This window comes from Micromonospora sp. AMSO31t (genome assembly GCF_008868175.1).
In the GTDB taxonomy this organism is placed as follows: Bacteria; Actinomycetota; Actinomycetes; order Mycobacteriales; family Micromonosporaceae; genus Micromonospora.
In genome coordinates, this window is sequence record NZ_WBKT01000013.1 from 55,039 (window position 1) to 69,559 (window position 14,521).

Below are 14,521 nucleotides of genomic sequence, written 5' to 3' on the forward strand. Positions count from 1 at the left end.
CACGAACCGGCTGCCCGACGGCTGACAGCATCGGAACCGTGCTGGTCGTGACGACGGATCAACTGCCCGGCTACGAGATCCGCCAGATCCTCGGCGAAGTGGTCTCCTCGATGGCGCGGACCCGCAACCCGTACCGCGAGGGGGTCAAGAACCTGCGCGGTGGCGCCTACGACCCCATGGCGCCGGACAACCTCACCCGCTGGCGTACCGACTCGGTGGCCCGGCTCGGCGAGGAGGCCATGCGGCTCGGCGCGAACGCCGTGATCGGCATGCGCTTCGACAGCCGGGACTGCGGCGAGATGTGGATGGAGATCTGCGCCTACGGGACGGCGGTGATCGTCGTACCCAAGACGCCCGACGTCATGCCGCCGGACCAGCCGATGATCGCGGCCGAGACCGCCCACGAGCCGGAAATCGCCACCGCGCCCGGCGGCATCGCCGAGCCGGCCAGCGCCCCCAACCTCCGGACCGCCGGCGAAACCCCCACCCCGGGGTCCTGACCGGGATCAGAGGATGGGGGGCGGTGAGTAGGCGGCGGCCTCCGGGTGGGCTTCCACGATCTTGGCGATGCGCGCGGTCACCCGGTCGACCTGGGCGCCGGCGGCCCCGACGAAGGCGTTGCGATCGGCGACCAGGGCGTCGATCTCGGCCCGGCTCAGGCCCAGCCGACCGTCGGCGGCGAGGCGGTCGAACAGGTCGTTCTCGGCGGCGCCCTTCTCCCGCATGGCCAGCGCCACGGCGACCGCGTGCTCCTTGATCACCTCGTGTGCGACCTCCCGGCCGACGCCCCGGCGGACCGCCGCGACCAGGATCTTGGTGGTCGCCAGGAAGGGCAGGAAACGCTCCAGCTCGCGGTTGATCACCGCCGGGTACGGCCCGAACTCGTCCAGCACCGTGAGGAACGTCTGGAACAGCCCGTCGGCGGCGAAGAAGGCGTCCGGCAGGGCCACCCGGCGGACCACCGAGCAGGAGACGTCCCCCTCGTTCCACTGGTCGCCGGCCAGCTCGCCGACCATCGACAGGTAGCCCCGGATGATCACCGCGAAGCCGTTCACCCGCTCCGACGAGCGGGTGTTCATCTTGTGCGGCATCGCGCTGGAGCCCACCTGGCCCGGCTTGAAGCCCTCGGTGACCAGCTCCTGGCCCACCATGAGCCGGATCGTGGTGGCCAGCGACGACGGCGCGGCGGCGACCTGGGCCAGCGCGGAGAGCACGTCGAAGTCCAGCGAACGCGGATAGACCTGGCCGACGCTGTCCAGCATCCGGGCGATGCCCAGGTGCGCGGCGACCCGGCGCTCCAGCTCGGCCACCTTGCCGGCGTCGCCGTCGAACAGGTCGAGCTGATCGGCGGCGGTGCCCACCGGCCCCTTGATGCCGCGGAGCGGATAACGATCGATCAGGTCCGTCAGCCGCTCGTACGCGATCAGCAGTTCCTCTGCGGCGGACGCGAAGCGCTTGCCCAGCGTGGTGGCCTGCGCAGCCACGTTGTGCGACCGGCCGGTCATCACCAGGCCCGAGTATTCGTGGGCGTGCCAGGCCAGCCGGACCAGGGTGGCGACCACCCGGTCCCGGATCAGCTCCAGCGAGGCCCGGACCTGGAGCTGCTCGACGTTCTCGGTGAGGTCCCGGGAGGTCATCCCCTTGTGCACGTGCTCGTGCCCGGCGCGGGCGCTGAACTCCTCGATCCGGGCCTTCACGTCGTGCCGCGTGACCCGCTCGCGCTCGGCGATCGAGGCGAGGTCCACGTCGTCGACCACCCGCTCGTACGCCTCGACCACCCCGTCCGGCACCGGCACGCCGAGGTCCCGCTGGGCCTTGAGCACGGCGAGCCAGAGCCGCCGCTCCATGCGTACCTTCTCCTCCGGCGACCAGAGGGCGACCAGCTCGGGCGAGGCGTAGCGGTTGGCGAGCACGTTCGGGATCGTCGTCACGACCCTCATTCTCCCGTACCCTGCGTCGGCCGCTGGGCGGGGCCAGGAACAGCACTCGGGACGGCGGGTGGGAGCGGAGTGCCGCCCGCTGCCGGGCGTCTCACGACGAGCCGGGGGCGGCGAGCACCACTCGCCGCCCCCGGTCGTCAACTGCCGGTCAGAGCTTGGCGCACTGCCCGGTCGCCGGACCGCTTACCGTGTTCGGCCGGCCGTTGTTGCCCGGCGGCGGGTTGTTGCCCGTGCAGGACAGCGGCCCGCCGATCGTGTTCTGGGCGACCAGCACCGGCAGGCTGCCGGTGTTGCCCTTCACCATGACCGGACCGCTGATGGTGACGCCGTCCAGCGACACCCCGCCGGTGTTGCCCGTCAGGTAGACCGGGCCACCGACCCGGCCCTTCTCGATCATCACCGCGTCGACCGCGCCGGTGACCGTCACCGGGCCCGAGACGGTGGTCCCGGAGAGGGTGAGCAGCACCGGGCGGGTCGCCTTGACCGGACCACCGATGGTGCTGCCGGTGCTGATCAGCGACGCACCCGGCTGGACCGTGACCGGCCCGCCGATCCTCGCACCCTGCAGGCAGGTCAGGCCGGCGGCGACGGTCAGCGGCTTGGCGTAGTTGCCGGTGATCGTCGTGGTGCACTGCAGGCCCCGGCCGATCGTCGAGCGCGGCGCCGGATCCGCCGTGACCGGCGAGTTGGCGGCGAGGTACGCCGTCAGCATCGTCAGGTCGTTGTCGCCGGTGGTCACCGGGTCGGTGCCCTTCGCCAGGGTGGAGAAGTTGTCGCCACCCGCGGCGAGGAACGAGTTCACCGTCACCCGGTAGGTGCCGCTCGGGCTGATCGGCGTGCCGTCGAGCTTCATCGAGGTGATCCGGGAGCCCTTAGGGGCCGCCGGGTCGTAGGTGTAGCTGAAGCCCTTGGAGACGCCCAGCCAGAGCACTGGACGGGAGGCCCCGTCCGGCTGCCACTGCTCCTCCAGCACCTGCTTGATCTGCGCGCCGGTGTAGGTCTTGGTCACCACGTCGTTGGCGAACGGCTGCACCGCGAACGCCTCCGCGTAGGTGACCACCCCGTCCGGGGCGTACAGCAGGTCGGCCCGCAGACCGCCCGGATTCATGAACGCGATCTGCGCCCCGCCCCGGCCGGCGTCCTTGGTGCCGGCGAGCTGCACGTCGGCGATGAAGTTGCCGAGCGCCGACTCCTTGCCCCGGTCCTCGTTGCCGTTGGTGTAGGCGCGCTTGATGTCGCCGGTGATCGAGCCCAACGGCTGCTGGCCGAGCACCCCGGCACGATCCTTGGCCGCCGCCACGATCGCCGCCACCGTCGGGTCCTGCGGCGCGCCGACCACGTCGAGCAACTGCGGCTCGGCGTCGGTCACCGACTTCGTCGCCGGGTCGTAGGTCAGCGTGACCTTGCCCAGCTTCACCCCGTAGTCCTCGGCCTGCAGCACCGGCCGCAGCTTGCTCGTGCCGGGAACCGGCACCATGAAGGCGTACGGCTGGTGGGTGTGGCCACTGAGGATCACGTCGATGTCCGCGTCGGCGCGGGTGTACTTCCCGAAGACCGGGTCGTTCGCCAGCCTTGCCGCGGAGTCGATGTTCTCCTCGGCCGCGCCCTCGTGGGCGAGCAGCACCACCACGTCCGCCTCGCCGTTGGCCGGGTCGCCGTCCTTGAGCTGGTCGGCGACGGCGTTCGCCTCGGCCACCGGGTCGCGGAACGTCAGGCCGGCGATGCCGTCCGGGCTGACCAGTGAGCCGGTCTGCTCGGTGACCACGCCGATGAAGCCGACCTTGACCCCGCCGATGGTGCTGACCGAGTACGCCGGCAGCACCCGCTGGTCACCGCGGTACACGTTCGCGCCGAGGTACGGGAAGTTCGCCCGGTCGGTGACCCGGCCGGACAGGTCGGCGAAGCCCTTGTCGAATTCGTGGTTGCCGACCGCGGAAACGCTCAGCCCCATCGCGTTGAGGGCGTCCAGCGTCGGGTTGTCGTTGTCGATCGCCGAGACGAACGTCGACGCCCCGATGTTGTCGCCCGCCGAGACGAAGGCGGTGTTCGGGTTCTGCGCCCGCAACTGGTTGACCAGGCCGGCAAGCTGAGCGGCACCACCCACCGGTTGGCCGTTCACCGTGGCCGGCGATTCCAGCCGCCCGTGGAAGTCGTTGATGCTCAGCAACTGCAGGTCGACCGGGCCCGCGGCGGTCTTCAGCCCGACGATGATCGGGTTGTGGTCGCTGGCCCGGTAGGGGTTCGGCGCGTAGAACGCGGGGTTGCCGTCGTACTCGAAGGCGAACGACTCGTTGGCGTTGATCTGCCACACGTCGACGCCGGTCACCCGCGAGGCGAGCGACGGCGACGCCACCGCGTGGTCCAGCGAGCCGGACTCACCACCGAAGACGTAGCTCGCCTTGCCGGTGGTGTTGAGGTCGGCGTACTTCGCGTCGTAGAGAACCTGCATCGGGTCCTCGTGCGTGTAGGCGTTGAAGTCGCCGAGCAGCAGCACGTTGTCGCTGCCGCTGTCGGCCTTGAGCCGGTCGACAAAGGAGACCAACGACCGCGCCTGGCGCACCCGGTCACCGTTGAAGTTGCCCTGCCCGTCGCCGCTGTCGGCGTTGTCGCCGGCCCCCGTGCCGCTCTTGGACTTGAGGTGGTTGGCGACCACGGTGAAGGTGAGATCACCCGCCGTGAAGGTCTGGGCGATCGGCTCGCGGGCGTTGGACCAGACCGTCTCGTCGTTGAGCGCCCGCGCCTGGCCCTGCGGCTGCACCTTCCCCGGCTTGAAGATGATCGCCGTGGTGATGAAGTCCTGCTGGCTGGGGGCCGGGAGCTCCGCCGGGTAGCGGGCGTAGTCCCAGGTGCCGGCACCGGCCGCACTGTTCAGCGCACCCACCAGGCGCTTCAGCGCCTGCTGCGGGTCGTCCGGGTTGAACCGGACCGAGTTCTCGATCTCCTCCAGCGCGACCACGTCGGCGCCGAGGCCGTTGATCGCCGAGACGATCTTCGCCTCCTGCTTGGCGAGGCCGGCCTCGTCGGCCGCGCCCCGGGCGTCACCGCCGAAGTGGACGAAGTAGTTCAGCACGTTGAAGCTGGCGAGCTTGAGGTCGCCACCGACGTTCTCCGGCGCCGCGGTTCGCGGGTTGGTCGCCTTGAACGTGGTCCGGGCGGCGGCCGGCGTGTCCGCGCTGACCGACGTGGTCGGCTGCAGCCGCCACTCGCTGAAGCCGTACGACAGGACCGTCGGGCCGAACGCCTCGACCGAGTCACCGACGCGCAGCGGGGCGGTCGGCGAGAAGTACGGCGGCAGCAGCCCGGCGGTGGACAGGTTGGTGGTCTTGCCGTCGTCGACCAGCAGTCGCCGCAGCTTGTTGTCGGCGGCGATCTGCTGCGCCTGCGGCGTGCCCGGGCGGGCCAGGTCGGTCGGGGTCGGCGCCACCTTGTCACCGGCGGCGAGCACGACCTCGCCGTACCGGTTGGTGTTGTAGATCTCGGAGACGGTGAACTGGCCGACCGGGGCGACCAGCATCGACTCGACCGACTCACGGCCGGCCGCGTCGAGCGGCAGGCTGAGCGGCGCCGGCGCGGGCAGCGCGGCCCCGTGCTCACACACCTGGACGTCGGTCTTGGCGCCGATGCTGAGCTGGGTGAGGCCGTTGTACTCGTTCGCCGTACCGCTGACCCGGATCTGGTCGCCGATCGCGACCGCCGGGTGGTTGGCGGTGTTGCTGGTCAGGTAGGCGAAGATGCCATCGGAGGCGGCGCCGGCCGCCGGGGCCCGCCCGCCGCTGCCGGCGGTCTGCAGGTAGATGCCGTTGTAGCCACCGGTGCGGTGGTCCGCGGTCACCACGCCCTCGACGGTCACCCGGGTGCCGGCCAGCGGCGTCGCGTCGCCGGTGCCCTGGACCTCGGCGATGGTGTGATCGACGGCGACGGTGCAGCCGACCGGCTGGGGGTCGGGGTCACCGCCGCCACCGCTGGCGTTGAGCACGCCGAAGCTGTTCTGGGCGGGCTCCCGCCAGGTGCCGTCGAGCTTCTGCAGCGAGAAGCCGGCCGGCGTGGTGGAGGTCTCGGCCACGCCGACGTCGGTGCCGGTCAGGCCGTTCGCCGGGCCGCCGACCGCGGTGAAGGTGCCCTCGTAGGTGAGGAACTCGGCGACGCTGCCGCCGGGCGCGACCAGCGCGATGCCGTCCGGCGAGCCGTTCTGGATGCCGTCGACGGGGTAATTCTCGACGACGACGCCGGCGGCGGGGACGGCACCGGAAAGGGTGCGGCTGTTGTAGGCGGCGCCGCCGTTGCCGTTGTAAAGGACGATCTGCCAGCCGGTCAGGTCGAACCCGGCCGGGGCCTCGATCTCGATCGCCTCACCGGAGTCGGTGCCGGCGTTGTCGTAGTGGAGTTCGCTGATGAACGGCGCTGCGGCCGGTTCCGCGGCGACGGCCACGCCGCCGCCGGCGAGGCCGAGCGCCGTGGCGGCGAGCAGTACGCCCGCCGCACGTAGCGTGTGTCTGTCCTTGACCCTCAAGTTTGAGCCTCCTGACGGGGCGGTTAACGCCGCGCAGGATACGGGCATCAGGTGTCGCCGTGGGGACCGGCAGGTGGCGCAACCGCAAAGGCCCGGGGCGTGCCCGCCCGGGCCAGTTGTTCCGGAGGCGGTCGGCGCGCTGTGCCCGTCATGTCGCCAGGGGCAGCCGGACACCGCGTCACCGCTCGGGGTCAGCGCTCCAGGATCGCCGTCACGCCCTGCCCACCCGCGGCGCAGATGGAGATCAGACCACGCCCGCTCCCCTTCTCGGCGAGCAGCTTCGCCAAGGTCGCCACGATCCGGCCGCCGGTGGCCGCGAACGGGTGCCCGGCGGCCAGCGAGGAGCCGTTGACGTTGAGCCGGTCCCGGTCGATCGAGCCGAGCGGCGCGTCCAGGCCGAGCCGCTCCTTGCAGAACTCCGGCGACTCCCAGGCGGCCAGGGTGGCCAGCACCTGCGAGGCGAACGCCTCGTGGATCTCGTAGTAGTCGAAGTCCTGCAGGGTCAGCCCGGCCCGGGCCAGCATCCGGGGCACCGCGTACGCGGGGGCCATCAGGAGGCCCTCGTCACCGTGCACGAAGTCGACCGCCGCCGTCTCGGACCAGGAGAACCAGGCCAGCACGGGGAGGTGGTGCTCCCGCGCCCACTCCTCCGACGCCAGCAGCACCGTGGACGCCCCGTCGGTGAGCGGTGAGGAATTGCCGGCCGTCATGGTGGCCTGCTCGGCGTCCGGACCCTTGACCCCGAAGACCGGCTTCAGCGAGCCGAGCTTCTCCAGGCTGGTGTCCGGGCGCAGGTTCTGGTCGCGGGTGAGCCCCAGGTAGGGGGTCATGAGGTCGTCGAAGAACCCCTTCTCGTACGCGGCAGCGAGCTGCTGGTGCGAGCGGAGCGCCAACTCGTCCTGGGCCTGCCGGTCGACGTTCCAGCGCAGCGCCGTCTTCGCGGCGTGGTCGCCCATCGACAGCCCGGTCCGCGGTTCGGCGTTGCGCGGGATCTCCGGCTTGAACGGCTGGAGCGGGCGGAGCTTGGCGGCGAGCTTCAGCCGCTCGCCGAGGGTCCGGGCGGAGTTGAGCTGGATCAACGTCCGGCGCAGGTCCTCGTTGACCGCGAGTGGCGCGTCGGAGGTGGTGTCGACGCCGCCGGCGATGCCGACCTCGATCTGCCCGAGGGCGATCTTGTTGGCGACGAGGATGGCGGCCTCCAGCCCGGTGCCGCATGCCTGCTGGATGTCGTACGCCGGGGTGTGCGGGTCGAGCCGGGAACCGAGGACGACCTCGCGGGTGAGGTTGAAGTCCCGGGAGTGCTTGAGCACGGCGCCGGCCACCACCTCGCCGACCCGCTGCCCGGCCAGCCCGAACCGGGCGACCAGCCCGTCGAGCGCCGCGCCGAGCATGTCCGCGTTGGACGCCTGGGCGTAACGCGAGTTGGAGCGGGCGAAGGGGATGCGGTTGCCGCCGATCACCGCGACCCGCCGGACACTCTGCACGATCGGCCTCCTCGAAGCTGTTGCCCCAACCCTACTCGCCAGTAGGCTACGCCTATGACCGACAGGTACGCGAGCTTCGTCCAATCGGGGGCCGGCCGCGCGCTGGTCAAGCGCCTGGGGCTGCCCGACCCGCCTCGCCTGCGCCGCCACGCGCCGGGCGACCCGCTCGTTCCCGGGCCGGTCCTGCTCGGCTCGTCGACCGGCGGCCGGCTCGCCGAGCCGGTGGGCAAGGTGCTGACCGCCGCCGGGGTCGAGCTGATCGAGCCGGCCTCCGCCACCGACGCCACCGCCCGTTTCGCGGCCCTGGTGTACGACGCCAGCGGCATCACCGACTCCACCGGCCTGCGCCAGCTCTACGACTTCTTCCACCCGCAGGCCCGGGCGCTGCTGCCCAGCGGCCGGGTGATCGTGCTGGGCACCCCGCCCTCGGAGTGCGGCTCGCCCCGGGAGGCCACCGCCCAGCGTGCGCTGGAGGGGCTGACCCGCAGCATCGGCAAGGAGTTCGGCCGGGGCGTGACGGCCCAGCTCGTCCACGTCACGAAGGACGGTGACGCCGGCACCCCGGTCAGCCTGGAGTCCACCCTGCGCTTCCTGCTGTCCGGCCGGTCCGCGTACGTCTCCGGGCAGGTGATCCGGGTCGGCGCCGGGACCGCCACCGCGCCGGCCGACTGGGACCGGCCGCTGGACGGCCAGGTGGTCCTGGTCACCGGGGCGGCCCGGGGCATCGGCGCAGCGCTGGCCCGGGTGCTCGCCCGGGACGGCGCCTCGGTCGTCGCGCTGGACATCCCGGCCGCCGGCGACGAGCTGGCCGCGGTCGCCAACGAGATCGGCGGCAGCGCCGTGCAGCTCGACCTGACCGCGCCGGACGCGCCGACCCGGCTGGCCGAGCACCTGGCGAGCCGGCACGGCCGGGTCGACGTGGTGGTGCACAACGCCGGCATCACGCGGGACAAGACGCTCGGCCGGATGGACGCCGACCGCTGGGACTCGGTGATCGACGTGAACCTCTCCAGCCAGGAACGGATCAACGACGTGCTGCTGGAGCGTGACCTGATCCCGGCCGGCGGCCGGATCGTCTCGGTCTCCTCGATCGCGGGCATCGCCGGCAACCGGGGCCAGACCAACTACGCGACCAGCAAGGCCGGGGTGATCGGCCTGGTCGACTCCCTCTCCCCGGTGCTGCGCGAGCGGGGCATCAGCCTCAACGCGGTCGCACCCGGTTTCATCGAGACCCGGCTGACCGCCCGGATCCCGCTGATGATCCGTGAGGCGGGCCGGCGGATGAACAGCATGGCCCAGGGCGGCCTGCCGGTGGACGTGGCCGAGACGATCGGCTGGCTGTCCTGGCCGGCGAGCGGCGCGGTCAGCGGCAACGTGGTCCGGGTCTGCGGCCAGAGCCTGCTGGGGGCGTGATGGCGCGGCGGAAGCAGCGGCCGGAGAAGCCGGCCGAGGAGCTGTCGGTGCACGAGCTGATCGAGGGGCCGACCCAGGACCTGACCTCGGCCCGTGCGGCGCTCGCCGCCCGGGACGTCCCGGAGCCGCCGGTCGAGGCGACCCAGGACCTGTCGGCGCTGGTCGACGACCGCACCCGGGACCTGTCCGCGCTGGCCGACGACCGCACTCAGGACCTGTCCGCGCTGGCCGACGACCGCACTCAGGACCTGTCCGCGCTGGCCGACGACCGCACCCGCGACCTGTCCGGCGCGGCCGCGGCGGTCACGTCGGGCGGCGCGGCCATCCTGACCGCGCCGGAGCGCACCGGGCCGGACGGCCGCCTGCGCCTCGACCTGCCGCGGCTGCCGGCGCCGGGGGCGCTCTACCGGCGGGCCCTGCTGGGCGCGCTGCCCGGCATGGGCGGCCGGCGCCGGCCGGACGTGCCCGCGGTGGAGCTGGGCGTCTCCGGTGTGACGGTCGACCCGGCCCACCTGGCGGACTACGACCGGGTCTGCGGGTTCCGGCTGGCCGACCGGCTGCCGGCGACGTACCTGCACGTGCTGGGCTTTCCGCTGTCGTTGCGGCTGATGACCGCGCCGGAGTTCCCCATCCCGCTGACCGGGGTCGTGCACGTGGCGAACCGGATCACCGTGCACCGGCCGGTCGAGGCCGGCGAGACGGTGGACTTCCGCACGTACGCCGAGAACCTGCGCCCGCACGAGCGGGGCCGGCAGCTCGACGTCGTGCTGGTCGGCTCGGTCGGCGGGGAGGAGGTCTGGCGGGGCGTCTCGACGTACCTGGGGCGGGAGCGCGCGGCGGGCGGCGGCCCGCGGCGCGACCCGGGTGACCGCCCGGGCACGCCGGCCGGTTCGGCGCAGTGGCGGGTGACGCCCCGGGTGGGCACCGACTACGCGCGGGTCTCCGGCGACCACAACCCGATCCACACCTCGAGGCTGGGTGCGCGGCTGTTCGGCTTCCCGCGCCCGATCGCCCACGGCATGTGGAGCAAGGCCCGCTGCGTGGCCGCGCTGGAGAGCCGGCTGCCGGACGCCTACACGGTGGAGGTGGCGTTCAAGCTGCCCGTGCCGCTGCCGTCCACGGTGGCCTTCAGCGCCACCGCGACGGGCGCGACCTGGGACTTCGCGCTGCACGACGCGCGGCAGGGCCGGCCGCACCTGGTGGGCACCGTCCGCTGAGGAAAGAGGGGGCTTGAGGTCCCCTCTTTCGTGCGCTAAGTTGTTCTCAGATTGAGTTATTCTCAAGATGAGAGAGACGGGACGCCGTGAACGAGCAGGACTTCCTGGCCGCGTACGACCCCCGGGACTACCCGGCGGTCGCCGTCACCGTCGACGTGGTGGCGCTGACCATCCGCGAGGGCGCGCTGCACCTGCTGCTGATCCGCCGGGCCGCCCCGCCCTACGCCGGCCACTGGGCGCTGCCCGGCGGCTTCGTCCGCCCCGACGAGGACCTGGCCGCCGGCGCCCGGCGCGAGCTGGCCGAGGAGACCGGCCTCGGCGGCGAGCGGCTGCGCCGCGTCCACCTGGAACAGCTCGCCACCTACGGCGGGCCCGACCGGGACCCCCGGATGCGGGTGGTCTCGGTCGCCCACCTGGCCTTCGCCCCCGACCTGCCCGACCCGATTGCCGACACCGACGCCGAGGACGCGCTGTGGCTGCCGGTGACCGCGCTGACCAGCCGGCAGCTCGCCTTCGACCACGGCCGGATCATCGACGACGGGCTGGAGCGGGCCCGTTCCAAGCTGGAATACACGCCGCTGGCCACCCGCTTCCTCGACCCCGAGTTCACCATCACCGAGCTGCGCGCCGTCTACGAGACGGTCTGGGGGCACCCGCTGCACGCCGGCAACTTCCACCGCAAGGTGCTCTCCGTGCCCGGCTTCGTGGAGAGCACCGGCGCCAGCACCGAACGCGGCGGCGCGCGCGGCGGACCCCGGGCCAAGCTCTACCGGGCCGGCGACGCCCGACTCCTCCACCCGGCGCTGCTGCGCCCCGCCCGGGAGGAGACGGTGCGGTGAGGACCGAGGAGGCGATCCGCCTGGTCGCCACCGCGCGCGGCGACGCCGACCTGTTCGGCACCGACGCGCCGGCCCGCCGCTACCGCGAGCTGGTCACGGCCCTGCACCCCGACCGGCTCGGCGCGCTCGACCCGGGGGTACGCGCCGCCGCCACCGACGCCCTCATGACGGTGACCGCCCGCTGGCGGGGCGGCCGCGGCGCCCCACTCGGCGACTACACGCTGCGCCGGATCGCGTACGCCGGGGACCTGGCCGACCTCTACGACGTCGGGCGGGACCGGCTGCTCAAGCTGCCCCGCGACCCAGCCGACAACGACCTGATGGCCCGCGAGGCGCGCGCTCTGCGGCGGATCGCCGAGCGGGGCGACCCGCGGCACCTGCCCTACGTGCCCCGGCTCGTCGACCACCTGCCCGGGCCTGCGGATCTGCCGCCGCTACGACACCGCCGACCGGCTGGTCCCCGGCCCGGCCGGCGACCTGGACCGCCAGGCGGCGCTCACGGCCCGGCTGCTCCGGGCCCGCCCGGTCCTCGACGAGGCACCCGCCGACTGGCCGGCGGCGGTGGCCGCCGAGCTGGGCACGCCGGTGCTGCTCACCTCGCACGGGCCGACCGCCGAGGACAAGCTGCCCGCCCTCGCCGGAGCCGTTTCCGCACCCGGGTGACACCCCACCACCGAGCATGGGGGCATGGGGGACGTGCTCGACCTGCTGCACCAGACGGTGACCTCACCGTGGGCGTACCTGGTGATCATCGTGGTCACCGCGGTCGACGCGTTCTTCCCGGCGGTGCCGGGTGAGACGGTGGCGATCACCGCCGGGGTCTTCGCGGCCGGCGGGGAGCCCAACGTGGTCGGCGTGATCGTGGCCGCCGCCTTCGGCGCGCTCCTCGGCGACCACATCTCCTACGCCATCGGGCGCGGCGGCGGCGCGCGGCGGCTGGCCCGGCTGCCCGCCGACAGCCGGCGACGGGCGAGTTCCGAGTGGGCCCGCCGGGCGGTCGACCGGCGCGGCGGCATCATCCTGACCACCTCCCGGTACGTCCCCGGCGGCCGGACCGCGGTCACCCTGACCATGGGCGCGGTCCGCTACCCGTTCCGCTCCTTCCTCATGTACGACGCGCTGGCCTGCGGCACCTGGGGCACCTACTGCGGCCTGCTCGGCTACTTCGGCGGGCTGGCCTTCGCGCACAACCCGGTCCACGGCCTGCTCGCCGGGGTCGGCCTCTCGCTGGCGGCCACCGGCCTGTTCGAGCTCGCCCGCTGGACCCGCCGCCGCGCCCGCACCCGGGCAGCCGCACGCCGCTGACCGCGGCCTCACTCCTCCAGCAGGTCTGCGTCGTGGACCAGGATGGCGAGCTGGACCCGGTTGGCCACGTCGAGCTTGGCCAGCGCGCGGCTGACGTGGGTCTTCACGGTGGCCTCGCTCGTGCCGAGCCGGCGGGCCACGTCGGCGTTCGCGTCGCCCCGGGCCACCTCCCGGACGATCGCCGCCTCCCGGTCGGTGAGCCGGGCCAGCCGCTGCCGGGCGGCCTCCCGCCGGGCCGGGCCGCGCTCCGCGAACGAGCTGATCAACCGCCGGGTCACGGTCGGGGCCAGCATGGCGTTGCCGGCCGCGACGGTCCGCACGGCGGTCGCGAGTTCCCGGGGCGGGGTGTCCTTGAGCAGGAAACCGACAGCACCGGCGCGCAGGGCCGCGTGCACGTACTCGTCCCGGTCGAAGGTGGTGAGCATGACGACCTTCGGGCCCGCGGCGACGATCCGGGGTGCGGCGGCCAGGCCGTCGGTGCCGGGCATGCGCACGTCCAGCAGCACCACGTCGGGGCGCAGCCGCGCGGCGGCGGCGATCGCCTCGGCCCCGTCGGCCGCCTCGCCGACCACCACGATGTCCGGCGCGGCCTCCAGGATCAGCCGCAGGCCGGCGCGGACCAGCTGCTCGTCGTCGGCGACCACGGTGCGGATCATGTGACGTCCTCCATCGGCACCAGTGCCCGCAGCAGGAAGCCGCCGTCGGCGGTCGGCCCCGCCGACAGCCGGCCGCCGGCCAGCTCGACCCGCTCGCGCAGCCCCACCAGCCCGAGCCCCGCGCCGGGCAGGGCGGAGCCGGGCCGGGTGGACGGGCCGTTGCGGACGGCGGCCTCGATCCCGTCGGGCAGGTGCCGCAGGCGGACGGTGACCTCCGCGCCCGGCGCGTGCTTGCGGACGTTTGTCAGCCCCTCCTGGACCACCCGGTGCACGGTCCGGGCCACCCCGCCGGGCACCGGCCCGGGCGTCCCCTCGTCCTGCCGGTCCACCCGCAGGCCGGCCGCCCGCGACTCGCGGACCAGCTCGTCGACCGCGTCCAGGCCGGCGGGGGGAAGCGGGGTACCGTGGCCGGCCCGCTGGCGCAGCACGCCGAGCACCTCGCGCAGGTCGGTCAGGGCCGCCCGGCCGGTGGAGCGGATCAGGGCGGCCGCCTCCACGGTGGCCGGGTCGGCGGCGGTCACCTCCAGCGCACCGGCGTGCACCACCATGAGCGAGACCCGGTGCGCCACCACGTCGTGCATCTCCCGGGCGATCCGGGCCCGCTCCTCGGCGCGCACCCGGTCCGCGCGCGCCACCTGTTCGCGTTCCAGCCGCTCGGCGCGGTCCCGCAGGGCGGCCAGCGTGTCCCGCCGCGCCCCGATCCACAGGCCGGCGACCAGCGGGAAGACCACCACCCAGGCGAAGAGCGCCGCGGCGTTGGCGCCGGTGGCGGTGGTCAGCCGGCGCTCCCCGCCGACCGCGACGCCGACGGCCACCCCGAGCAGGGCGACGACTCCCGCACCGAGCAGGTACGCGGCGAGGCGCCGACCGCGCAGCGCGACTCCCGCCCGCCAGGAGGCCAGGACGGCGGCCGGGCAGGCGGCCAGGACGAGCCAGCCGACCGCCGCCGCGGCGACCAGCGGCCAGCGGCGGGCCGCGACGGCGGCGGCGCCCGAGGCCAGCGCCACGACCAGCAGCAGCGGGCGGGGCAGCGGCGCCCCACTCGGCGACTACACGCTGCGCCGGATCGCGTACGCCGGGGACCTGGCCGACCTCTACGACGTCGGGCGGGACCGGCTGCTCAAGCTGCCCCGCGACCCAGCCGACAACGACCTGAT

General features: G+C 73.7%; 10 protein-coding genes. 5 read left to right on the top strand and 5 right to left on the bottom strand.

What is annotated here, in order from left to right; genetic code table 11:
* Positions 1-38: 38 nt before the first annotated feature.
* A complete protein-coding gene (locus F8274_RS05415) occupies positions 39-500 on the top strand; it encodes a YbjQ family protein (protein ID WP_208862912.1) in 462 nt (153 codons plus the stop codon).
* A 6-nt stretch (positions 501-506) separates the two neighbouring features.
* Here F8274_RS05415 and purB read toward each other — a convergent pair whose 3' ends face one another.
* From purB to F8274_RS05430, 3 genes are all read right to left on the bottom strand, one after another.
* Positions 507-1,931, bottom strand: coding sequence for an adenylosuccinate lyase (gene purB / locus F8274_RS05420; RefSeq protein WP_151461166.1), 1,425 nt, complete (start codon positions 1,929-1,931; stop codon positions 507-509).
* 157 nt (positions 1,932-2,088) lie between these two features.
* On the bottom strand, positions 2,089-6,450 hold the full coding sequence (locus F8274_RS05425; RefSeq protein ID WP_225853617.1) for an ExeM/NucH family extracellular endonuclease: 4,362 nt from the start codon (positions 6,448-6,450) through the stop codon (positions 2,089-2,091).
* Positions 6,451-6,641: 191 nt separating this feature from the next.
* Positions 6,642-7,934: an acetyl-CoA C-acetyltransferase gene (locus F8274_RS05430; protein WP_151461168.1), complete on the bottom strand. Its 1,293-nt coding sequence runs from the start codon at positions 7,932-7,934 to the stop codon at positions 6,642-6,644.
* Between the two features lie 54 nt (positions 7,935-7,988).
* Between F8274_RS05430 and F8274_RS05435 the strand changes: the two genes are divergently transcribed.
* The 4 genes from F8274_RS05435 to F8274_RS05460 all read left to right on the top strand — a co-directional run bounded on the left by F8274_RS05435 (position 7,989) and on the right by F8274_RS05460 (position 12,708).
* Positions 7,989-9,347: a 3-oxoacyl-ACP reductase gene (locus F8274_RS05435; RefSeq protein ID WP_151461169.1), complete on the top strand. Its 1,359-nt coding sequence runs from the start codon at positions 7,989-7,991 to the stop codon at positions 9,345-9,347.
* A gap of 323 nt (positions 9,348-9,670) precedes the next feature.
* Entirely contained in the window at positions 9,671-10,564 is an 894-nt protein-coding gene (locus F8274_RS05440; RefSeq protein ID WP_151461178.1) for a MaoC/PaaZ C-terminal domain-containing protein, read from the top strand.
* Between the two features lie 86 nt (positions 10,565-10,650).
* Positions 10,651-11,403 (top strand): NUDIX domain-containing protein, encoded by a 753-nt coding sequence (locus F8274_RS05445; protein WP_151461170.1) that lies wholly within the window; start codon positions 10,651-10,653, stop codon positions 11,401-11,403.
* 687 nt (positions 11,404-12,090) lie between these two features.
* The gene (locus F8274_RS05460) at positions 12,091-12,708 is read left to right on the top strand and encodes a DedA family protein (protein WP_151461171.1); all 618 of its coding nucleotides are present in this window, start codon (positions 12,091-12,093) and stop codon (positions 12,706-12,708) included.
* 8 nt (positions 12,709-12,716) lie between these two features.
* On the opposite strand, the gene F8274_RS05465 is transcribed toward F8274_RS05460, so the two are convergent.
* The gene (locus F8274_RS05465; protein ID WP_151461172.1) at positions 12,717-13,364 is read right to left on the bottom strand and encodes a response regulator transcription factor; all 648 of its coding nucleotides are present in this window, start codon (positions 13,362-13,364) and stop codon (positions 12,717-12,719) included.
* Positions 13,361-14,371, bottom strand: coding sequence for a sensor histidine kinase (locus F8274_RS05470; RefSeq protein WP_192579717.1), 1,011 nt, complete (start codon positions 14,369-14,371; stop codon positions 13,361-13,363). The genes F8274_RS05465 and F8274_RS05470 overlap by 4 nt, the downstream gene beginning before the upstream one ends.
* Between the last annotated feature and the right edge of the window lie 150 nt (positions 14,372-14,521).